Genomic DNA, 21,936 nt, shown 5'->3' on the forward strand with positions numbered 1-21,936 from the left:
TCTGATGGCATCAAGATGGGGCCGCGTCCGGGCATGTTTTCGGCTGATTGGTTTTTCAGTGACACCAGCTTCGCCTCGCACTGCGCCCCCCACCCGGTCGTTTCCATCCGCTTAATCCCGTCATGAGTTGAGCTCAATGTGCGTGGGCTTCAAGCGTTGTGGTGGCACTATGGTATCGAGCCTCTGATAAACTCGCTGTCTTTTGCGGTGTAGTTGGCGGATGACAATGGAGTGGCAACCTTCTTTTCTATCGCGTCTATTCAGAAGAGCTGCTTCTTGGCGTCTGACGATCGAGAATGATGAGCTGAGCGTCATGCTGGGCGACCAAACGTATTCGATACCTCTCGAAGCGTTCTCCTCACTGCGCTTTCATCACCGCTTACTGTGGACGAATGTCTCTGTCTGGATCGGTCATGAGGTTCAGCTCATTGGCTTGGCCCATTCAGCGCGCAGCACCCTGGATCACCAGCTTCGGGCGGTAACGAGCAAGCAGCATTTTCGCGCTCACTACGCCAAGATCATGGGCTGGCTGAAAGAGGTCGAACAGGCCGTGGCTACAGCTGATGCAGAGCATCGCTGGCTGACGCACGACACGCAGCAGGAGCTTCTCTCCAAGAGGGATGCCCTAGGGATCGATGCTGCAAAGCTCAAGGCGTTGTTTGACTCTCCAGTTATCCAGGCAGCGATGGGAGATAACAAGACGCGCGTGCAAGGACGGTTGCGTCAATGGTCTCAGGACTGGACTGAGCATTGGAAAGCTCGTAATCAAGTGCACATGATCCGGGAGCTCGATGCTTGCTCAGATCTTCTGGATAACGTCGAATCCCGAGAGCTCAATGATGAGCAAGCAAAAGCCGTGGTTTGCTTCGACAACCGGGTTCAGCTTATTGCCTCTGCCGGCTCCGGCAAGACTTCTACGATGGTTGCCAAGGCCATTTACGCGGTTCATCGAGGTTTTGTGGCCCCATCCGAGATCATCATGCTGGCCTTCAACAAGGATGCGGCTCAGGAGCTGCAGGAAAGGGGAGCTCAGTCTCTCGCACGGCTAGGCATGACCGGTGTCACGATCAATGCGCTTACGTTTCACTCAATCGGCCTCAAAATCATTGGCGGCGCTACGGGCAAAAAACCAAGCGTCCCGAAGTGGGCTACCAAGGCGGATCTCGGGCTGGAAAAGCTTGGGGTGATTGTTGATACGCTTAAAGACAGGTCAGATGAGTTCCGCACCAAGTGGGATCTTTTCCGTTTGGTCTTTGGACGGGATCACTCCACTGCGCCGTTGAGAGATGTGGCGGAGGCCTTTGACAGGGAAGGGGAGGCTCGGCTAATCACACTCAATGGCGAGCACGTCGCGAGCCAGGAAGAGCGTTTGATTGCCAACTGGCTCTTCTACAATGGTGTTGAGTACGCCTATGAGCGACCCTACGAGCACGACACTGCAACCGCTGATCACCGTCAGTATGTGCCCGACTTTTATTACCCGCAGCTGAATCTCTATCACGAGCATTTTGCCTTTGACGCAGATGGCCAAGCGCCCGCGCATTTCGTGAATTATGCAGAAGGGGCCGATTGGAAGCGGAAGACGCATGCCAGCTATGGCACGCAACTGATCGAATCGACTTCACACCAATTGCGGACGGGTGAAATCTTCGCTCTTCTCGCCCACGAGTTGACGTCGCGGGGTGTGGAGCTAGATCCAAATCCCGACCGTCCGATCCCGGACTCCGGCCTGGTACCGCTGGATCATATTGACTTGGTAAAGGTGCTCAGATCGTTCATCTCGCACTACAAAAGCAATAGCCTGACGGCGGCGATGCTGTACGAACGGTACGACGCTCTTCCAATTAGCGTCTTCAAGTTCCGGTACAAAATGTTCCTGGAGCTTGCGATCCCGGTGATCGAAGGGTGGGATGCCGCCCTGAAGGAAGACCGTGGGATCGATTTTGAGGACATGATTAACATGGCCGCAGATTGTCTAGAGCGTGGCTACCAGTCGCCTTACCGCTTGGTCATGGCTGACGAGTATCAAGACGCCTCGCGCGCGCGTGCGAGGCTATGCCGGGCGTTGGTTCAAGAGCCTCACAGTCATCTTTTCGCAGTGGGAGATGACTGGCAGTCGATCAACCGGTTCGCAGGCGCCGATGTGAGTGTCATGACAGGCTTCGTCGAGTGGTACGGCCACGGCGAGGTATTCCGACTTGAGAAAACGTACCGGTGCCCACAGGCCATCTGTGACGCCTCCAGTCAGTTTGTGGCTAAAAACCCGGCTCAATTGCAAAAGACAGTGATTTCTGTGACTGAGCCCATCGGCCCCGCATTCCAGGCGTTTCAGTTGTCCAGTAGAGACCAAGTTCGGGATGGTCTGCGACAGTACCTGGACGACCTCTACCAGCAGCTGTCGACTGGCGTGATCCCTGGAGCCAGTGGTAGGTTGATCTCAGTCTTCGTCCTAGGGCGCTACAAATCCGATGCGCAGTTCATCCCCCAAGGATGGGAGCGGCGCTACGGCAACAAGCTTGAAATCAGATTCAAAACTATCCACACCTCAAAGGGCGACCAAGCCGACTATGTTCTGCTGCCAGGGATGATGGTTGGAGGGTTTCCGAGCCTGAAAGGGGATGATCCTGTCTTCAGCCTGGTGATGCCGGAAGGTGACACCTACCTGCATGGAGAAGAGCGCCGGCTTTTCTACGTTGCGTTGACTCGGGCGCGCAGGTCGGTCGCCATGTTCACAGTGACTGCCAGAAACTCGCCGTTCTTGGCTGAGCTGGCGAAAGACGGTGTGGTCATCGTCACGGACATGAAGGGTGAACCAATCCAAGAGGAACGATGCCCAGTCTGTCAGCATGGGGTCGTGCTTCAGCGCACGGGTAAGTTCGGTGATTTCAAATCCTGCTCGGGCTTTCCTCGCTGCAAATACAAACCCGATAAGCCGAAACGTCAAGGAACTCGACAGCCAAAGCTGACCCGTCGTCCGTATTGATTCAGTTAGCCTTGATCTTGGGCGCGTTCGCATTTCACAGCCGACGATCGAAAACCCAAGCCTGTCGACCAGATATACCACCGTGCTACACATCTGCTGAGTGGAGCCGTCTGTCGTTACTTGTCACTGAAGGAGTGAAGCGTGCGTATTACGGGACGTAGTGAATCCGAGGTGTTCGCTGACCTTGGCGTGCTTACCGCCAAACAGGGGTACGTTCACGCGATCGCGTACATCTGCCATCGCGATAACATGGTCGCCTTTCGAGATGAGTATACGGCTTCTAATCTGAGTGAGCTCTATGATGCCAATCGACTTCTCAGAACTGAAATCAACACCCTGCTAGGGCTGATGGTGCGACAGCCGCTGGATCTGACGCTCCCAGAGCCTGCTCAAGTCCAATCTTATGTAGAGCAAACTGATGAGCTGATGGCTGAACTCCATGGCTCAATGAACAGCGTGATCTTCGAGGCGCTGAAGCGCAAATCTGCGAGTGCGACAGATCGCATGTCTATTTGGGAAGGGGCTGCGCTGAGGGAGCCAATCTTCTACGGCCCGGAGTCCGCTTACAGTTTCCAGTACCGAGATTTTTTCGTCGACAAGCACGAGGACGATGACGCTTGGCTTCAGCAGAATAAGGGCTTCACGAGTCGTCAGGCACAAACAGTTGCCCGTGCGATGTGTTCGCTCATGGACTTACGTACAACCCAGCTGCATCTAAATGGTAAGAAAGCACTGGAAGCCGTCGGTTCACCACTGGCTCACTTCGAGTTCACCACTGAGGAAGTCGCTCGAAAAACAGGGCTGGACATTGGCGTCGTACAGGCTGTGTTTGAAGCATTGATGTTCACCGGTCAGAACGCGGAATTCCGGGAACTCGGAGATTACAACAGTGTGGTCGGGACGCCGTTATTGCCGACTGATCGCGGGTCGGTGCTTCTTTTCATGCACTACGCAATTTACGAATCACTCTACGAGTCACCGTTCTTTTGGATGAAAGACGACCCTGGCTATCGCCGACAGGCCTCTGACAACCGTGGCGCTTTCGTTGAGCGTTTTGCTCACAAACGATTAGCTGCGGTCTTTGGAAAAGCCAACGTTTACACGAACGTCAACATTCTTTACGGGAAGAACAGGGCCGGAGAGGCTGACGTGCTGGTGATCTTCGGTGACCGCATGATCATCGTTCAAGCCAAAGCGAAGAAGCTAACACTGGCCGCACGAAAGGGGAACGATGGTCAGCTCAAGGCTGACTTCGCTGCGGCTATTCAGAAGGCATCTGATCAAGCCTGGGACTGCGCTGAGGCGATTCTCTCGGGTAGGTGCCGGATGATCGATGATGCAGGGCGCGAGATCGCCATGCCTAATTCGATTAAAGAGGTGTTTCCGTTCTGCGTGGTATCTGACCACTATCCCGCGCTCGCGCTCCAGGCGAGCCAATACCTTGAGTTCGAAACTACGGAGATCGTCCGGGCCCCATTGGTGATGGACGTTTTCCTACTGGACGTCCTGACGGAAATGTTGGACTCCCCCCTGCGACTCTTCAGCTACGTACGCTTGCGGGCGATCGCAGGTGACAAACTCAGAGTTAGCCATGAGCTGACAGCTCTGGGTTATCACCTGAATCAAAATCTCTGGCTCGACCCAACCTACAGCATGGCATCGGTGGACGACTCGTTCGCGGGTGACGTGGATGTCGCGATGACGGTGCGCAGGGAAGGATTCCCAGGGAAAAGAACACCGCCAGGAATTCTGACGCACATGCTAGGTACTCAGTATGTGCAGTTGATTGCCCAGATTGAGCGAGCAGCAGATCCTGCAATGCTTGAACTTGGTTTCGTGCTGCTGTCGCTGGATGGCAGGGCGTGTCAGCACATCCACCAGGGTATAGCCGGTATCACGGGTATGGCCATGAGAGATGGACGCCCTCACGACTTCACCTTTGCCATTGATGGAGGGGAGACGGGGATTACGTTCCATTGCTACCCAGCTCCAGATCCTCACGCGATTGAACACCTGAAACTGCATTGTGAAAAACGCAAGTACGTGGAGCGAGCTGCTACATGGTTCGGCGTTTCCGTCAATACGCAGGGAAAAATTCAATTCGGCATGATGTACAACCTACCCTGGGTTCAATCCGACGTAATGGACGAGCTGACTAAGGGAATGCGAAAGCCCGTAGCCATGGGCGCGGCGATGAAAATCTTGGAAAGAGGCATGCGTCACTTGGAGCCGGGCCGCAATGACGCATGCCCATGCGGTAGTGGAAAAAAATATAAGAAGTGCTGTCGCTCTTGAGTTTACTGCGCCCGCTTTGCGCTGTGCACCAGTAGGGCAATTCGCAGAATGTAGTGGCCTGTGGCTCAAGGTGCCGGGAAGCAGATCTCTGTTTGCAGCGAATGCGTAGCGTGGGAAATCCGCGCTTTGCGAGGTGACGGAGCAGCAATGCCCCGAGTAGCTTGTTCCAGCCCTGGGACACCTCCACTGCGCTCCAGGCCTTCAATTTCGGATCGTATATTCTAGATAGGTCTGCACCCTATCACTTGGGAAGCTTGTGGCGAATCGACTGCAGAAGCGTTATGACGGAAAACTGCTCGTTCGTACAGTTTATCCCGATAAATACGTAAGGAGAACATTTGTACTCCTGTTGGCGGCGAGGTTAATGGAAATCGTGGATGACCGCTTTGTCTTATTCTCGCACGAGGAACTGTTGCAGCAACACTGCCTTCTGCTTTAGATCGATTTGGCAGTAATGGGGATGAGTTAACGGCCTCCCGAGAAAAATTGCCATCAGGGTTGTCATGTGCGCGACTTAAGGACGAGCTGTGATACATACATAAAGGGCGAACCGATCCAGGGTGCGATCATGCAGATTGCGCCTATCGGGCGTAACCATATAGGTGGATAGCTGGAGGGGAAGGATCATGGATGGCGACTCTTATGATTTTGGCGAGATAGCTGCTCACTTGGATCACCTTACAAACACTGATCTCCATGAGGCATTGAGACAGGCGAGAAAACTGAGCCTTGAGGGGCGGAATCGGCTCAACAACATGCAGTTGCGCGCAACAACATTAGTTAACGCTGGAGTGCAATGCCAGCAGCAAGATGCGATCGATGAAGGGCTTGCTCTCTATCGCGAACTCCACAGCGAGTACCCCACACCGGATACCGTCTTCAACTTAGGCACTGCGATTGTCAGCTCGATTGGCTATTCGCCCAATGATGACGGGTGGTTGGATCATAAGGAAGACACGAGACACCTGCGCTCAGAGGCCAGAGCATGTTTTTGGTGTGTGGCTCAGGATGCTGAAGCGAGCGCTTCAGCACGTAGTCAGAGCTGGACGAATCTCGCTAATCAATTGGCAGATAGCCAGCGTTTGAGCGAGTGTCACGACGCGCGACTTGCAGCCTTAGCGCTAGATCCAAAAAACGGCGTTGCTGCTTACGCAGCAGCTCGCTACCTGATTTACAGCTACCAAATAGGCCTATGTTCGGATCTGGCCGTACTAGAGGCCGCTGCGCATGCCAAGGTGGGACGAGAAAACCGAGATCGAATCATTGAGTACGCAGGACTGCAGGCAGCGGACGGCATGCTTGGGTTCCTCAATCGCTTCCAGGAGCCTCCACCTAGGGCGCCGCACAATGACCCCTTCGTTGCCTGGGTTGAGAAAGAGCGACTGACTCTTGGCCCGTCAGTTGAGCTTGTAGATCCGGAAATGGGCAAGCTTGATTGGTTGCGGCTGCCGGGCATTCTGGAGAGAGAGGCTGGAAAAGGAGTAACGCCCCCACCGATATTCGCGATGTTCAACCAGATGAAAGGCGACTTCATCCTGGCCCGTGATTTGGCCTGGCGCTCTCGGGATGAAGCGGGGTGGCCTACCTCAGGATGCTTCGATGACACCCTTGATTACGCCGTATACGGCCCGGCTACGTCTGCATTGATCCTTGCGCACCGCACAGCCATCGACCTTTTGGACAAGGTCGCCGCCGCCGCGAATCACTATTTCGAACTTGGCCTGAAACCACAGGACATCTTTTTCGGAAAAATCTGGCGCGTGCGACCAAACAAGGCAGGTGAAACCCCGCTGACTCCCAAGGTCGAATCCATAGTGCGTCAGGGTGTGCATGCTATTTACGGTTTAGTCGAGCTTGCCGATGACTATGAGGCCAGAAGCGGAATTCTGCGCCCCCTGAAAAACCTGCGTAACGCCGGCACGCACCGCTTCGTGGTCTTGCATGATCTAGGCGATATCACCCAGTGCAGAGAGGCTGCTGAAGTCGAGCATCACGATTTTGATCGATTTACTGCAACGGCCCTGGCTGCGCTTCGTGTAGCCAGGTCAGCCATTCAGATGCTAGCGCTTGCAGTCGGTGAGAAAGAAGAGCTGTTGAGGAAGTCGAAGGAGGGACTAATTGGCACTCTGGAGGTGTTTGACCATGATTGGATTCGAGGGCGGGATGATGATTTCGAGTCAGACAATTCTGGTGAGAGCGATGAGATTGATGAGCCTTTTAGCCCTTTGTAACTAGGGGCCACCTAGACGGCAAACGAGGGCGATCAATCACTCATTCTGGTTGACAATGGCTGTCGCTGTAACCACGATATCGCCTCGGTGGTGACGGCCACCCTCAGTCCTAGATCTGTAGAGCGATTGCACCGTTGCATCACGCTTCACAACCTCCCGCCATTTCTTTTGGTAGCAGGGACTAGGACTGCCGCCCAAAGGAATAGGCCATGAAAAGCACCACATCGCCGCTCCTTCGTTACATCTCGTTCCTCGCCAAGCGCTGTCAAAATGATCCAGATGCGCCTTTGAGCCCAGAAGGGCGGGGGCTTCTTAAGCAGTTCAGTGGGCGTCCACTTAAACACAGCCAGTGGCTCCAGCACGTTGCCCGAGATCTGGGGTTGGAGTACAACCAGGTTTCCCAGTGCAATGCACGTCTCACAGACTACTGCGATTACAATGCGCAAATGCGCATCTGGAACACCCCAGTTCGCTTTTTTTACCAGCCTGATGTATTCGAGCGGCAGTTGCAGGCGCTTCTAAGTGCTGCTGAGGGTAAGTTCAGTCTGGCAGAGGCAGCCAAAAAGCACCGTGTCACGTTCGAGAATTTTGACTTCAGTCCTGCGCTTCTTGATTTTCTCGTTGAGTGTAAAGGTGTCTCACTCTTGAGTTTCGAGGGGATTTCTGCATCTAGCAGTGTCATTGCAGATTCCTGGGTATCGATCTGCACCTCGTTTGCCGGCGCTGATCTAAGTAACGCGAAATTCGTTCGCTATTTCGACGATGGTCATTGCAGGGCGGGCATGGTGATCCATGAGGGGAAATTTATGGCAGCCAATCTCTCTCGCGCTGATTTGAGGTGGGCCTACCTTCGCGGGGCCGACTTCAGTGGCGCAAATCTGGAAGGTACGGATTTGCGCAATGCCAACGTTTATGAATGCTGCATGCGAAACGTCACGGGCGCTCTTGTCGGTGGGGAAGTGGATGCAACGCACTGGTTACTAGACGAGGTCTGACGGGCCAGCACTTAGACGGTGAAGCGATACGCAGCCGGCGTGAGACCAGCTGCGCCATGCCCTTTACGCTACGTCACCGATGCGCTTACCAGTTGCCTGAAGTGTCAGCTGCGTATTCCCTTGCGGGGAGCCCTGCAGAGAGAAGACGCCTTTCTCGTAATCGACAGTGCCATGAGCTTCAAGCACGAATCCGCCAGTACCACCGAAAACATGGGTGTTACCGGCTTGCCATTGCTGCACGTTGATCTGGGTTTTGAATTCGCCAGACTGAGCGGGAAGTTTTCCTTGATACAGGAAGTTGGCATCGCTGCCATTCACGCTGCCGTCCTTGACGAACACGAGACCAGATCCGAAATCCTGAATGTTGGAGCGGAAGTGAACCTCAAACACACCTTGCGACATGGGAGCCTCCACGGTTTATGAAATAAGCGTCCAGCTTAATGGGATCTAATGCGCAGTGGCCTAATGCTGTTTTGTTACCAGCTGTTTCCAGCCTGCTCGCTTGTTGGGGGCTGACTGCCTGGGCATCTAAATAAGCGAATTCTGTCTGCCCATTCAGGCTGCATGGCACCGCTTCGTTCTCTGAGGCGCGCGCGTAGTCGCCCCGCAGGTCTTAGTCTCGATACAACGCCATCACGAGCCAACGTTTCTGTCTCGCCACGGAGATGGCCACCAGCGCTATCACCATGGCGGCGATCCATGCCGGTCAGAGGGCTGTATCTTCTTCGGGTACCGTGGCGTGGGCTTCTACAGCGGGACGAAAGATGTCACGGATGCGATACAAGTGTTCGTTCACTTGATGCAGTCGAGCTAGGAAGGTATCCATGAAATGATCGGTAACCTCGAAGTGCTTAGCCGCTTTACCGGGGGGTAGCGTATCGCCCTGACCTCTGGGCTCAGTCGCGTTCTGGTGTCGATGCAGAATTTGGTTACCGGTTGTGCTGGTGATCGGGTAGGAGTGGATGATATCCGATCGCTCATCGTTGAGCGTCTTGAACAGCTCATAGGCTTGTTGTCCGGCGGCAAAGGCTTCCGGTTCCAAATGCTCGATCTTTTTCACCGTTTGATTGAACGCGTCTGCAAGGCGACCGCCCATTTTGGCTTCGAGCTCGGGACGAGATTTCTCGGGATCCATATGGCAGATCACCTCCGCCATGAAACTGCTGACCGAAGCGAACCCGTAGACAGCTGCCCCTAGACGAAATACATAGCGGTCACTCTCGGGCAGGGCGATCCGAGTCAATCGCCTGATATCTGCGAAATCCTTTTCGATGCTGGTCATTTCTCATTTCCTTGTGGGTAAAGATGCACGCTTGCTAAGAGCCGAACAAAGCGCGTTGCGCGCAAACTATTCGGATCATCGCCTAAATTTGTTGCATCGAGTAGAGTTTGGCCCATGTTCCGCCTGCGCCCTTTCCGATGCGAGGCCTGAGGCGGCTAAGGCAGGTCACGACGCTGGAGGCTGGAAATCCCGGGCAGCCAAGTCATCGATGGAATGTGAGGGCGTGAATGCAAATCAGCCGAAAGCTCAACCTTTACGAGATTGAGGATCTTTATCAGTCGCTAGGCACTGATCCCAACCTCAGGCTACCCCGCAGCATGAGCCACGGTGGTGGGCTGGGTGTTGATGCGGCATTGGCTCAGTTCATCGTGACCTGGGCTCGTGCCTACGAAAAGACCGTCCTTCACCTGTACTCGCCTGCTGATGAAGCGATCGCCCAAATTACGCAGTTGGCTCACAGCGCTGCTGGATTCTTTGCCTTGATCATGTGTAGTGAGGTGCACGCTAGGGATCATCAACTGATTGATCGGCGAGAAGCCCTTATGGCGATCAGACCCCTGGTCGATGCAATGTTTGCAGGTGATCTGCGCAACACCTCGAACCAGAGAGGCGCCCGCCCAACTGCCATCAACCTATTCTGCGTGAACAACGCAAAGCGTGAATTCATCAAGCCGTTCTACTTCGATCACTCCGTCCCAAAAGTCCAGCCCAGGACGTGGTTCTCAACGCTCGTAGAGACGTCGTCGAAGCTGATGACCACTCGCAGTGACCAAGGTGCATTGCTCAGATCAGGCCTCCCTGCACTAGGCAGCGTACTCTGGGAGCTGATCTCGAACGCTGACCAACATGCGGTCACCGACGTTGATGGGAACAAGTACAAGAAGGCGCTACGCGGCACCTCGATCAAGCTCAACAGGATGAGTCGTCAGGATGCGCTGGAGTACTCCGACGTTGAGCCAGAGCTTGCTCGATTCATTCTGAAGCGTTTTGTAAAAGCGGAGGTACTGGAATTCCTGGAGATCTCGGTCATCGACAGCGGGCCTGGCTTGGCCCGGCGATGGCTAACGGTCAAGGAGGATCGGCCAGTCGAATCGTTGGAGGGACTGAGTTTAGAGGCTGAACTTGAGGCCACGCTTGACTGCTTCAAGAAGCACGTCACTTCCAAGACGCAGTCTCCGAATTCGGGAATGGGCCTGCACAACGCTGTTCAGGCACTCAACAAACTGAAAGCTTTTGTACGTGTCCGGACGGGGCGGCTTTCATTGCACCAGGCCTTTCATGGAAGAGATGAGGTTATGGAATTCGAACCGTCGACTCGATTCGGTGGCCGGGTATTGGCTGCTGTCGAAGGCACTGTCTTCACGATCTGCATTCCGGTGAATTGACATGTTCGATCTCGTGGATTTTGAAGTCGAGCTGAGTCACGCCGGGAAGCCGGTTCACGCGGTGGTGTTTTTCACCGGCCCAGATATCCTGACCGAGACGCAAGCAGCGCACGCCCTCCAGCAACAGCTTACGGGCTATGTCATGCCCGACCTTCTGGTGTTTCTCATGCCGGGCTACACCTTGGCCGAATTTCGCGCTCAGCAAGCAGACGCAACATCCCCGCTCATGGCGGAGCTAAGCCGCAAAGGCTCGGGGTCGCCTCGCACCTATGCGTGTGCGTTCTACGACGTAAAGGGTGTCATAACAGAGTATGTCCACATCTCAGGGCCCGAGGAGGGCTTGGCAACACTCATTAAGGAAAAATCCAAGGCCATTGCAAAAGCCGGTCTGACGAACCTTGTCGAGCGCTCCAGCGTTCTAAAGAAAGCGCCTGCGGGTTTCTTCTATTCAAAGCCTTCCTCTCGGGCCTCAAATTATTTCATCCGCGCTGAAGATCTTCTGTCCGAGACGTTGCACGCTTATTACCTGGCATTCGCATGCCTGCCCTTGATCGAGAAGGCCACGGACGAGGGCGCGGCTCGCCCTGATACCCTCTACCTAGACACGATTGCCTTGCTGCCCCTGGCGATGTGCATGCAGATGTACCTCATGAAATTCGGGCTGCCAGGCTTCGCCAACATTCGTTCTTTCCACTCCCACGAGGGACTGATCAAAGACGGGCCTTTGCCCAAAGCGGTATCCGCCTTGTGCCTCATCTCTGCCTCGACCCAGTGCGGCCTCGCGCAACAATGGGTAAAAGTGAACAGCGCTCCTCCAGAGCGCGTGGCGACCATCCTCTCCTTTGAGCGGTCATCGGAGTCCTGTTCTGTCCTGTACACGCTCAAGCAGCCAGACGACTTCGAAATCATGGGGGAGGGCGAAGCGGGCGGTACCCGTCTGATTCGGATTCATGGTGAGCGATTCGTTGCAGAGCACAGCGAAACCAAGGCGCTGAACATCGGAACCGATCATGCACCGGCTTTGCTGCAAAAGCTGTTTCACTCCTTCATGGGGGCGAACCTTTTCAGTTGCTACGCCCATGATCGGCCAGGGCTCAGGCCTCGGACGGTGTGCGTCGATAAAGACAATCTGGTGGCTGCCGACGACTTCGTGGAATGGTTCGAGCGGGTCTTGTTGGAGGAAGCGGTCGCATCAACCCGCTGGATCATTCACGATGACGATAGGGCCAGCGAGGCTTTGGCCGACCGGGCAATCGCGTACCTTGCGTCCTGTGGTGTGACGGTCGAGAGCAAGGTGTCCTTCGACAACTTTGATGCCAGTGTGGATTTTGACGGGTCTGTCATTGTCATTGCAGCTGCTGCTGAGCGTGGGTCGCGCCTACAGAGCGTAAGCCGTCGCCTGCGCACCGCGCAGCAGTCCGGTACCCGGCTGTACATCACTGGAGCACTTTTCGGGCGCAGCTATGCGCTGATGAAGGATCTGCAGAGCAACCTGACCCAGCCCGCCAAGGATCACAGCAGGTACGTTTTCAAGACCTTCATGGAAATCCCTGCGGCGGAGTTGGCCTGCACGAATCACTGGGCCCAAGAGCAGCGTCTGCTCGACTCTTTGCACTCAGTCTTCGACACGTTCTCAGCACCCATAACGCAGCGCATGGAGGTGTTTGACAACGCAGGCACAGGTGGGCTTGGCCAGCACCCTTTTTGGCCCAGTAGCCACACCAGTGAACCGATGACTCTCAGCCGAGGTTTCGCATTCGTCGACGGTACGGAAGATGTGAGGATCGCGACGTCGACTGACATCTACCTTACTATCCTGTGGATTCTGCAGAATGCCCGGCATAGCGATAAGGTGCAGAACGCCAAGCGATTGGAGTCCGGCGAGCTTCAGCAAGTGCTTCTCTCGCCAGATGTGTTCTCGCGGTTTGATGATGGCGTCATCCAGGCAGCGTTCTTGCGCGCAGCGCTACCTGCCGAGCTCGATTACCGGGCTCAGGAAACCCACAGCTTGTCGATGGGGGATATTATCAAGCGTGTCGCCGCAGGGTATGGCCATGAGCGAGGTGAAGCCGCCTTGGAGTTCGTGATCGCGTTGGCGATTGGAAAGATCCGTCTGCATAAAGATATCGATGGCCGACTGCGAGCTGGCTTGATCGAAACTCTATCGCCGCACCTTCCAGAGATCCCTTATCTGCTCGATCCAAATTACGAACCGCCGTTGTGATCAGTTCCAGCTAGCCGTTGGGCCGGTGCTTTGTCAATTTTGGTTCTTAGGCGCTTTGGTCATAACAGCCAAGATTGGCGAACAGGGCTTAAGGGCGCTCTTTCGTCGACGATAATCATGGGCCTTGCAGTTGCGATCATTCCAAGCATCCAGAGCTTTTTACAGTGCGGTTTAGGCTTGAAGAGTCGGGAGCGAGGGGGCTGTTTAAATGATTACCAGCATCGACATCAGCTAAAGCCGTGGCTTTACGTTGATCTGCCCGATGTTAAGAGGAGAGCGTCATGGAGTTTGCAGAGCCGCTTCGCCATTACGCGGAGCAGGTATTTGGGTGCAAAGTAAAGGCAGCGGTGTGGATGATGCATCCAAGAGCTGTATTTGAAGGTCTTAGTGCTCTGAGTTACGCCCAGAGCGACTTAACGTATCAGCATGTAATAGAAGAGCTAGAACGAATTAAGCATGGGTTCGCATGCTGATTTAATCGCCAGATAAATAGCGTACTAATGCTTTACACCGTCAGCGTTCAGTTCCTGCTCCGATCATGAACCGGGCCAAGCTATTTAGATGCTTGGCCTCTGCTTTAGGGGCCAGAAAGCTAAATTTGGGGATTACGGGGCGACAATTTTCAACAGATACCGTCGTCAATCTTCACTCGTCCATAGGGGGCGGTGGCACTGGGCATGAGGGCCAGAGTGACGCGAAGTTCTTTTGTCCTGATCAACCTCGCGCCTGGCCTTAAAAATTAAGCTGTCTAAAGTACGCCGGTATTTAACCCACATTTCTTGATGGGAAACCGTTCACACAGCTGTCATCACGTTTTCTTGCAGTTACCCGCCAGGCGAAAATGCTGGTTAACCGCGTCTGCTTCACTATCGAAAGACACGCGATTTTTTTCTGACACTGCATCATATGAAGGGCAATCCGGGCGGTGGTAAACCAAGGTTTTCCGGTTGCCAATGATGGCGATATTGACTGATTTTTTGTTGCTCCCAGCTTGAAGGGCCGTCGCTTTGGTCTGTACCTGGCGGGTTGTGACTGACGTCGAGCTTTCACCACCTTTACTGAGGTCGGCATTCAGAAAAATGGGCGCGTGATCAGAAACGCTGCTACGACCCTGTGTATGGGTTAGGCCCAGATATTTGGGATAGTTGAACACCTGAACTGAATTGACTTTGATCGTCGAACCCTTGCCCACAAAAATGTTGTCATAAAGGTTGGCGAATTTTCCGTCTGTGGAAGATAGGGTGGATGCTCCATTCAATACCAGGGGCTTTGCACTTGAGTCCAAACTATCCCAGGCAGGTGAGGTAGGCGGGGTATTGAAGTCACCCATCAGCATGATCTGGTTGTTGCCTGGGTAGATATCTTTCAACCACGACCAATAATTCGAGAGCGCCACTATCTCTGAGGCGCGGTCAGCCTGGCTTTTGCCATAGAGAATGTGGACAGTGGCGACAACGAAATACGAATTGTCAGTGAGCGATCTAAATCGAGCGGAGTAAGGCTCACGTTCAAATGTATCCTTACGATCGAGGTAGGTCACAGCGCCGTCCTCATACGCGATGGCGTCATCCTTCCACACGAAGCCGTACATTTCTTTGTAGGTCGATCGTCCTACAGCGTGCGAAGCCATGAAGCTCCATTTTTTGCCGGTTTGTTTGGTCAGTTCCTTGGCTAATGCGGCAAGAGCCTCTTCACTCATCAATTCCTGAACGGCAAGAAAATCGACTTTCTTTGCGACCCTCGCGATCGCAACAAAATCCTTCGTGTCCCGGATGCTGAGATGTTCGAGGTTCCAGGTACCTATGTTCGTGGCCGCGAGGGCGTTGGTGCAGCAAAGTAAAAGACAAACAGCGATGTGGCGGAAAAACTTAAGCATTAGGATCTCTATGGCAAAATTTGGTAGGCATCAGTTTTTGATGGCCTTCATCATCTGGCGAAGCTGCTTACTCAGTTCACCATTACGAAACTGAAGCTCGGCGTTCTCAGCTTTCAGATACTCGATGGTGCTTACGAGGCTTCTATGGCTATCGACCATCTGGTTACAAATGGCCTCAGTGAGCGCCTCAGAAAGACGAAGATTGGTTAGGCGTTCGATTTCAGCTGCTTGCGAGCGAAACTCGTTCTGTATGACCTCCTTTGTGCGCTTTATTCTGGGGCTGTATTGGGTGGCTGAAATGCTTTTCCACAGTTCTTCAAGTTCAGCATTCTTTTGAACGATCAACTCATTGAGTTCCGGCTGACGGCGTTTGTTCAGCAAGCTGTCATGGACACCACTGTCTTTGGCAATGTTGCGAGCTACGATTCTTCTTTCTTTGACACTGAGTTTTTCGCCCGCTTCCATAGATGCCTTGATGCGATCGAAAGCCTTACATACGTGCAAGTAAAGGTTGCGCTTCGTTGTAGAGGTGACCCAGGAAGGCACTTCGGGGGCTACAGTGGTATTGGAATACTGCCCTAGGCTGAATTTCATGCTGTGACCTCGCCTTCCAGACGACGCTCGATTTTCCGAACGACTTCACCGCTCATGTTACCGAGTGCCTTGAGAGGATGATTTTCTGCAATGAATTGGTGTGAGATCGCTGTGCGCTCAAGCTCCCGCTTCTGCAGGTTATTGTTCATACTGTGGGGGCATCCAGCGCAGACTTCCGGCGTGCTGCGTTGATCTACGTTAGGCGTACCAGTCTTAGGGTCATGGCACTTCGCGATATGCTGCTCATTAGCGCGCAGTGCGCAATAGCCCCATTCAAATGCCGTGAACCGCTCAAATTCATTAGCCAAGGCACTGAGGCGCTCATCGAATTCATCGCCTGTGAGCACGGAAATTTCGGCCATTTCCTTATCAATGCGTTTGGCCGCCGGCCCATAGAAGCGATCGTCCAATTTGCCATTTGCAATCCGACCCATCACCTCTTTGGCGTAGTCGCGTTCCATGCTGATTCGAACAGACTCGCTCAGTTTCTCGCGGGTGTAGCGCCTCGTGTGGAAAGAGCCATATGAATGGCGGAAGTGCTCCCGGATCTTTTCCATAACATTCCCATCAAATCTGCGCAGTGCAAACTCTGCAAAGGTATGACGGGCTTGGTGAGGCGAGACCTCACTATGAATCTCGCCAGCATCGGGGTACTTTTCTGCAACATGGATCTTATAGAAGTCCTTGAACCAGCCCCTCAAAGCGAATAGACCGTAGCCTGCGTCTGCCAGCCATTGCTCATCGCTGAATTTGCCATTACCACGGGCAACAAGAAAAGCTTCTGACCTATAGGCCCTATGGAGTAACGGCAGGTTGAACTTCTCCGTATCCACCGCCGACAAGTTTTTCATGAGTGTTGCTGCTTCTGCTGCAAGCCCGTGCAGAGACCTTGGATGCGCGAGCCCAGATTCGGTTTTGTAGTTTTCTGAGGTAAACCACCAAGAACCGTCCGGTTCTTGCTCGTAATCTGCAAGTCGCATTCCATTGATTTCTGAAATGCGAAACCCGCTCAATAATGTGATGACGGTCAAGGCTGCCTTAGTAAGCTCGCAACAAAAATCACTGAGTGCGCCTTGATTTTTCCATGGCAAAGATTCGAAATGCCCTGTGGTTGCTGCATCGATTGCGGTTCCGAGCTCTACCGCAGACGACGCCCAGCCTCGTTCAAATCGGGATAGTACATAGTCTGGTGACTGCATCCTTCGATATAAGGCGAGACGATCCTTTTCGCCGAACCAGCTTTTTATCTTCGTCTTTTCCTTGCGCCACTGAGTAAAAAATATAGTCGCAATTTTTGCTTCATCGGATTCAATCTGTGTGATTGCTTCGGCGAGCATCAATGAAGCGCAAGTCATAGGTATTGAACCGTAATTTCCGCCTTTACTCCACTCGGCGTAGTCTACTTCCAGTTCTTTGAGTAACGGCTCCATTGTGCTTTTTTTGAAGGGCACGGTCATCCGATGGACGACACCGTCTACGAGTTTCCCGGAGTGGAGCATGGTATAAGTACGTTCGAGAATTTTGCAGAACATTGTCATTGTTGAGGCGCCGAGAATGAGACCTCCGTCCTCATTTTTCTCCTTCTTTATCATAAAGGAGCGAAGCATTTGCTGAATCTCAAACCTCGATAGCGACTGTAGTGCTCGATCCGAAAAGTGAACTTCCCAGTACTCGCAAAGCTCACGTAAGTATGCAATTTCCTGGCGCGCACTTGAAAGGCTACTCACAACAATTCGACCTTTGTCGTCTGCGTAGCCCCGTGATATATCTCCTTTCAAGAAACACATCTGCGCATACAGTATTTTTTGTATGGAGCATTTCCAGACAAAATTGATAATATAAAAAATACCCGTAATTGGATCCTGAATCTGAAAAGACTCATCACCATACTGATTGGCTATTTTTTGGGGTTCCGCTAACATGGTAAACAGCGCGGACTGGGTTGCGTTAATTTGCATCGCGTGTTTACCTTATGACAGGAGTGGGGAAGGTGTAGTTTTTAAGTATGTCCTTTCCCTGAACAATGGTTTTTTGGTCAAATTTCTCAAGCGCGTCCTCTACATACGCTGCTTGCATTGCAATTGAAAAGGCTTTTAATTCATCTTCAACGGAAAAGTTCTTTAGCTGGTTAATGCACTCATTTCGGTAACTCATAAGCAGGGCGGCTGTAATGCCATTGGTGATGATGAACGTTTTACTGTCTTTCTCAAGCTGTCCGAATGGGGAAATGGTGAAGCCTGCTATTTGAGCGGACAACAGCAATTGGTCAAACTCTTCCATTTCATTCGCATCAGATTTTGCCTTAGACCAACCGAGCATCTGTTTTAGTTCTGTCACGCTAATCATTACTTCATTACGAATGGCCGCTTGCACTTTGCGCGCGTCCTGCACCATAAGATGACCGACCTCAGATGCAAATAATGCCCTTTTTTTCAAACGATACTTGGTTTCGCTTGCGTGCATATAAACGACTTCTTTTACGCCCGGTGAGTGCGCAGTCGCATCGGCCCCTACAACCTCTTGTGAATACTTTTCAAATGCCTCATTGCCTGGGTTGCCACCGTCGGTATCTAAGATGGCGCGCGATTGAGCAATCGCGGTAACAGTGATTGTTTGACGTTTTGCGGGGCTTGGATTTTGGCCCGTGATGCCAATTGCTGCATTTTCGTACCGTCGCTTTTTATTGTCCCAGATGGGGCGGTTATTTATAGCAACACGACGAATGATGTCTGCAAGAGTTTCAATTTCGTTATCTGCATTATAGATCGCTTGGTATTGCAGTGTGTTCTGAAAAGCGGCCATTACCAAAGGCCTGTATACCACGCTGTCAATTCCCTGGATGTTGCTCGTAACGGGAAGATCAAAAAGCAAATCTCCTGTTTCAGGAAAACGCTTGCAGAAACTCATTTTCAGATTGTCAAAATCAACGTAGGCGCGGTATTGAAGAGACTTTGAACGATGCATCGGTACTTCGCGAATTGGGGTCTCGCTTCGGTTTTTAATGTAGATGGGTGATGCAACGCTTGGCGTAATTCGAAGATCCCCTTGTCGCATATCCAAGATGCCGGACAATTGAACCCTGTCAGTAGCCAGCAACCACGAAAACGCCACCTCTTCGCAGGGGGTGTGCTTTATAAGGTACAGGTAATCGATATTGTGGAAGTACAGTTTGTGGTCACTGTTTTCTGGGTAGATGTCTAACGCCCCGGAGTCACGAAGGCCGGCCTTAATAAGACGGTTTGCCTCATCGATTGTTAGAGGCGATGCCTTTTCGATTTGAGCGTAAGAAAAGTCAGTATTGTTATGTAAGAGTCGTTCTTTTAGGCGCAGATTGTCGCTTTTGAGAATGGCCCCTGCGAGTGCTTTGTACGCAGTGCTGCGATCAGTCTGGCTTGTGCTATATCTAAGCTTTTCGTAATCTCCGTCGCACTTTTCAAGAAGGTTAGTGACTTGTTGCATCACGCCGTCATCACTGAGGAGTTCTAAGCGCTGCTCATTCATCTCCTTGAGAAATTCACAGCAAAAACGTATAGTCGACCTCACAATCTTCAATTCGTCTTTTTCGGGCTGGTCGGTAATTTGCCCTAAACTCGGAGTTGCCTGACCCGACCGATTGGAAGCGGAAGGGATGTATACCATGGCCTCTCGAACGGCTGCGGCAGCATCGGCAAGTGCAGGGTTCTCGTACGCCGCGTTAAGAAAGCTCTCGAATGTCGTTCGATATACCGACATGTAGACGCAAATGCTATTAAGTTTAGCTTTCTTTTCAGTGCGTAGATAACGTGTGAAATCTTCCATAAATGCCGCTGGTAGTGCCTGCGCGCCTGGATATGCGGTGATTGCCCAATTTGCGAGAGCATTAAATCTCAAAATTCTACTATATGCATCGAGTAGCGAATTTTTTTTACATTCGGTGCTGTTGAAGTATCTCAATAGGGAGCGGAAAATTGGGCAATTATGAAATTGCTCTGGTATCTCTACACGGCGCTGTTCGACTTTCTTACCCTTGGCACCTTGCATCGCAACGATGGCATAAGTATCTGAGGGGCTGAAGTTATGAATAGGGTTGGGGGCAAGCGTGGACAAGCTCGCAGGGGCGTCCGCAACAGCATCGGTAGTTTCAGTCATCATGATCATCGTTCAACGCACGCCTAATTTTTTCACGACGGTGAAGTTTTCCGTCGAAAATCACATATTCTTTAGTGGTAGCTTCATCTTCATGCCCCATTTGCTCGGGAACATATTGCCATGGGTCGTACCCGTGTTTGTAACAGAAGTCCACAAGGTTCGTAGCATATGTGTGCCGTAATGCATGAAAGGTCAAATTGAGGAAGCTAGGCTTCGTCAAGAAATGCAAATGCGGGTCTTTGAGGTGAAGTTCTGTCAACACATCGTCGATATGCGCAGAGGCAGCGATGCGCGCTGATTTGAAAGTGTTAGTCGCGTGCCCGGAGAACAGCGCTTTTCCATGTCGCGTACATATTAAGGGCCCGTCGACAATCGAGCTCCGTCTTCCTTCCAAAAAGTGTTTGATTTTTTTAAAGGCTTTGGGCGGGATATCAATTTGTCGAAGCTTCTCCCCCTTACCAATTATCGGCACCGTTATTGTTTGTTCATCGGCCTTTTCGGCTTGAGCAATGCGTGCCCTCAAATCACTCGTGAGGAGATTTCGGGAGTCGGTCACTTCGGCACTTCGCAGGCCGCAGTAGTAACCCATGTGAAGCACTAGCTCATCGCGTTCTTTTTCGAATGCGGATTGGGTTTTGATACTGCCCAGGAGTCTTTCAAAGATGTCTTTTTCGACGTACTTATTGTACAGGTCGAAGTTAACTCTCTTCTTCCCATCGCCCTGTTTCTTCTGTTCATCGGGAATGAAGTGATAGGAGAAGGATGCTGGAGCATCAAGCATGCCGAGCCCCCAGGCGTGCGCGTAGAACAATTTGAGCGTGGAGATATGGCGCCTGATCGACTTGTCGGAACATGACCTTGCCACTTTTAGATGGCCATACAGATAGCCTGACATGTCTGCGTTTGTAAGCAGCTTCCAGTCTTGATCGTGAGCCTCCAGCGCCTCGAAGAAGCTTCTTAGGTCATGTGCGCAGGAGCGGATTGAATTCGGTAGTTGACCCTCTTGGGCGAGGTGTATCAGGAAGAGCGTGGGAGCAGGAACGATGCTCTGTTCTGTGAGAGGGCCATCTTCGAGGATGGCGTAGGTGCTGAGGGGGCCGCCTGACCAGTTGATCTCCTTCACATACTTGACTTTCACCGCTTAGCTTCCCGATCTCGTGAAGCACCATTCGCTTCATAAAACCAAGCTAATCAGCAGGTTATGTTGCTGTCAATGTGCCAGGGGAAAGAATGTCAACGTTTATTAAAAACGGGACTCTCTCGGATAAACCTCGCCGATGCTCGGCACCAGGTTGTGCAGGTCGGCTTCGGCTTTCTGATAACTCGGGTCGTAGCGGGTGCAATTCTTGCGACCGCCTTCCTGCCAGCATTGACGCTGATGGCCGAACTGCCAGGCTGGAACGATGTGCTCCCATTCGATACGGGACGCCCGTTTGGCATTCTTGCGTGGGACGTAGCCGCAGGCGGCCAGATCGACCTTGTTGCCGGTGTATTTGCACCCGCAATAAAACTCGGTTGATTGTGGGGCGTACAGCTTCCAGGCGACCTTCTTGGCCTCGGTGAAAGTACGCGGTGCGCCAGCTTGCGCACCAAGAGAAATGAACAGCAACAGCACAGCAGCAAAACGCAGAATCATTGAATCAATCTTCCTTCGGCACAACCCAGAAAATCTGTACGCCGCCATCGTCGCGGTAGGCGAGGGTGACGTTGTCGTTCTCGTCGATCTCTTCCAGCAAGCGCTCCCACTCATCCACCGGCTCGTCCGGAAGACGGAAGATCAGTGCGGCTTTGGCTTTCTGTGCGGTAGGGGAGTTGATGATTTTTTGAACGCGCATGCCCATGCGTTCGTAAGCGTCAGGAGCATCAGGGGAAGTGGCCACGAGGTTATCCTTATTAAGCTGTACGTGCATACAGTATTTAACTGTAGGCATTTTCGCAACTGC

The 21,936-nt window shown here is 52.6% G+C and carries 15 protein-coding genes and 1 pseudogene; 7 read left to right on the forward strand and 9 right to left on the reverse strand.

All coding sequences use genetic code 11. The features are described 5' to 3' along the window. Window positions 1-226: 226 nt before the first annotated feature. From QR290_RS11270 to QR290_RS11285, 4 genes are all read left to right on the forward strand, one after another. Entirely contained in the window at window positions 227-2,983 is a 2,757-nt protein-coding gene (locus QR290_RS11270) for a UvrD-helicase domain-containing protein (RefSeq protein ID WP_289204922.1), read from the forward strand. 141 nt (window positions 2,984-3,124) lie between these two features. Beyond that, on the forward strand, window positions 3,125-5,278 hold the full coding sequence (locus QR290_RS11275; RefSeq protein WP_289204923.1) for an SEC-C metal-binding domain-containing protein: 2,154 nt from the start codon (window positions 3,125-3,127) through the stop codon (window positions 5,276-5,278). Window positions 5,279-5,904: 626 nt separating this feature from the next. Then, on the forward strand, window positions 5,905-7,509 hold the full coding sequence (locus QR290_RS11280) for an LA2681 family HEPN domain-containing protein (protein WP_289204924.1): 1,605 nt from the start codon (window positions 5,905-5,907) through the stop codon (window positions 7,507-7,509). A gap of 209 nt (window positions 7,510-7,718) precedes the next feature. Continuing rightward, window positions 7,719-8,504, forward strand: a complete 786-nt coding sequence (locus tag QR290_RS11285; RefSeq protein WP_289204925.1) for a pentapeptide repeat-containing protein — start codon at window positions 7,719-7,721, stop codon at window positions 8,502-8,504. 63 nt (window positions 8,505-8,567) lie between these two features. Here QR290_RS11285 and QR290_RS11290 read toward each other — a convergent pair whose 3' ends face one another. Continuing rightward, complete coding sequence (locus tag QR290_RS11290; RefSeq protein ID WP_126394510.1) at window positions 8,568-8,906, reverse strand: GrlR family regulatory protein; 339 nt, start codon at window positions 8,904-8,906, stop codon at window positions 8,568-8,570. A gap of 304 nt (window positions 8,907-9,210) precedes the next feature. Then, on the reverse strand, window positions 9,211-9,786 hold the full coding sequence (locus QR290_RS11295) for a hypothetical protein (protein WP_289204926.1): 576 nt from the start codon (window positions 9,784-9,786) through the stop codon (window positions 9,211-9,213). A 227-nt stretch (window positions 9,787-10,013) separates the two neighbouring features. On the opposite strand from QR290_RS11295, the gene QR290_RS11300 reads away from it, so the two are divergent. The 3 genes from QR290_RS11300 (at window position 10,014) to QR290_RS11310 (ending at window position 13,868) form a co-directional block, all read left to right on the forward strand. Beyond that, window positions 10,014-11,171: an ATP-binding protein gene (locus tag QR290_RS11300; protein ID WP_289204927.1), complete on the forward strand. Its 1,158-nt coding sequence runs from the start codon at window positions 10,014-10,016 to the stop codon at window positions 11,169-11,171. 1 nt (window position 11,172) lies between these two features. Beyond that, window positions 11,173-13,395 carry a hypothetical protein gene (locus QR290_RS11305; protein ID WP_289204928.1) on the forward strand — a complete coding sequence of 741 codons (2,223 nt, stop codon included), beginning with the start codon at window positions 11,173-11,175 and terminating at the stop codon, window positions 13,393-13,395. A gap of 281 nt (window positions 13,396-13,676) precedes the next feature. Then, window positions 13,677-13,868, forward strand: coding sequence for an MbcA/ParS/Xre antitoxin family protein (locus tag QR290_RS11310; protein WP_289204929.1), 192 nt, complete (start codon window positions 13,677-13,679; stop codon window positions 13,866-13,868). Window positions 13,869-14,203: 335 nt separating this feature from the next. Here the strand turns inward: QR290_RS11310 and QR290_RS11315 are convergent, their stop codons facing one another. From QR290_RS11315 to QR290_RS11345, 7 genes and pseudogenes are all read right to left on the reverse strand, one after another. Next, complete coding sequence (locus QR290_RS11315) at window positions 14,204-15,271, reverse strand: endonuclease/exonuclease/phosphatase family protein (RefSeq protein WP_289204930.1); 1,068 nt, start codon at window positions 15,269-15,271, stop codon at window positions 14,204-14,206. Between the two features lie 30 nt (window positions 15,272-15,301). Next, window positions 15,302-15,865 (reverse strand): hypothetical protein, encoded by a 564-nt coding sequence (locus tag QR290_RS11320; RefSeq protein WP_289204931.1) that lies wholly within the window; start codon window positions 15,863-15,865, stop codon window positions 15,302-15,304. Next, entirely contained in the window at window positions 15,862-17,823 is a 1,962-nt protein-coding gene (locus QR290_RS11325; RefSeq protein ID WP_289204932.1) for a hypothetical protein, read from the reverse strand. The genes QR290_RS11320 and QR290_RS11325 overlap by 4 nt, the downstream gene beginning before the upstream one ends. Window positions 17,824-17,830: 7 nt before the next feature. Continuing rightward, window positions 17,831-19,993, reverse strand: coding sequence for a hypothetical protein (locus QR290_RS11330; protein ID WP_289204933.1), 2,163 nt, complete (start codon window positions 19,991-19,993; stop codon window positions 17,831-17,833). Then, window positions 19,986-21,131 carry a tyrosine-type recombinase/integrase gene (locus QR290_RS11335; RefSeq protein ID WP_289204934.1) on the reverse strand — a complete coding sequence of 382 codons (1,146 nt, stop codon included), beginning with the start codon at window positions 21,129-21,131 and terminating at the stop codon, window positions 19,986-19,988. Before QR290_RS11335 ends, QR290_RS11330 begins: the two co-directional genes overlap by 8 nt. Window positions 21,132-21,239: 108 nt before the next feature. Continuing rightward, a pseudogene (locus QR290_RS11340) lies at window positions 21,240-21,629 on the reverse strand (endonuclease); the annotation flags it as partial. Between the two features lie 4 nt (window positions 21,630-21,633). Then, window positions 21,634-21,903: a DUF1654 domain-containing protein gene (locus QR290_RS11345; RefSeq protein WP_371807423.1), complete on the reverse strand. Its 270-nt coding sequence runs from the start codon at window positions 21,901-21,903 to the stop codon at window positions 21,634-21,636. Window positions 21,904-21,936: the final 33 nt, after the last annotated feature.

Origin of the sequence: Pseudomonas fluorescens, from assembly GCF_030344995.1 — a bacterium.
In the GTDB taxonomy this organism is placed as follows: Bacteria; Pseudomonadota; Gammaproteobacteria; order Pseudomonadales; family Pseudomonadaceae; genus Aquipseudomonas; species Aquipseudomonas fluorescens_BF.

What these genes read in the sequence shown, in the direction of transcription:
- QR290_RS11345 (WP_371807423.1), bottom strand. Translation starts at nt 21,903, where the DNA reads ATGCACGTACAGCTTAATAAGGATAACCTCGTGGCCACTTCCCCTGAT.
- QR290_RS11300 (WP_289204927.1), top strand. Translation starts at nt 10,014, where the DNA reads ATGCAAATCAGCCGAAAGCTCAACCTTTACGAGATTGAGGATCTTTAT.
- QR290_RS11315 (WP_289204930.1), bottom strand. Translation starts at nt 15,271, where the DNA reads ATGCTTAAGTTTTTCCGCCACATCGCTGTTTGTCTTTTACTTTGCTGC.
- QR290_RS11285 (WP_289204925.1), top strand. Translation starts at nt 7,719, where the DNA reads ATGAAAAGCACCACATCGCCGCTCCTTCGTTACATCTCGTTCCTCGCC.
- QR290_RS11320 (WP_289204931.1), bottom strand. Translation starts at nt 15,865, where the DNA reads ATGAAATTCAGCCTAGGGCAGTATTCCAATACCACTGTAGCCCCCGAA.
- QR290_RS11305 (WP_289204928.1), top strand. Translation starts at nt 11,173, where the DNA reads ATGTTCGATCTCGTGGATTTTGAAGTCGAGCTGAGTCACGCCGGGAAG.
- QR290_RS11330 (WP_289204933.1), bottom strand. Translation starts at nt 19,993, where the DNA reads ATGACTGAAACTACCGATGCTGTTGCGGACGCCCCTGCGAGCTTGTCC.
- QR290_RS11310 (WP_289204929.1), top strand. Translation starts at nt 13,677, where the DNA reads ATGGAGTTTGCAGAGCCGCTTCGCCATTACGCGGAGCAGGTATTTGGG.
- QR290_RS11270 (WP_289204922.1), top strand. Translation starts at nt 227, where the DNA reads ATGGAGTGGCAACCTTCTTTTCTATCGCGTCTATTCAGAAGAGCTGCT.
- QR290_RS11295 (WP_289204926.1), bottom strand. Translation starts at nt 9,786, where the DNA reads ATGACCAGCATCGAAAAGGATTTCGCAGATATCAGGCGATTGACTCGG.
- QR290_RS11280 (WP_289204924.1), top strand. Translation starts at nt 5,905, where the DNA reads ATGGATGGCGACTCTTATGATTTTGGCGAGATAGCTGCTCACTTGGAT.
- QR290_RS11325 (WP_289204932.1), bottom strand. Translation starts at nt 17,823, where the DNA reads ATGCAAATTAACGCAACCCAGTCCGCGCTGTTTACCATGTTAGCGGAA.
- QR290_RS11290 (WP_126394510.1), bottom strand. Translation starts at nt 8,906, where the DNA reads ATGTCGCAAGGTGTGTTTGAGGTTCACTTCCGCTCCAACATTCAGGAT.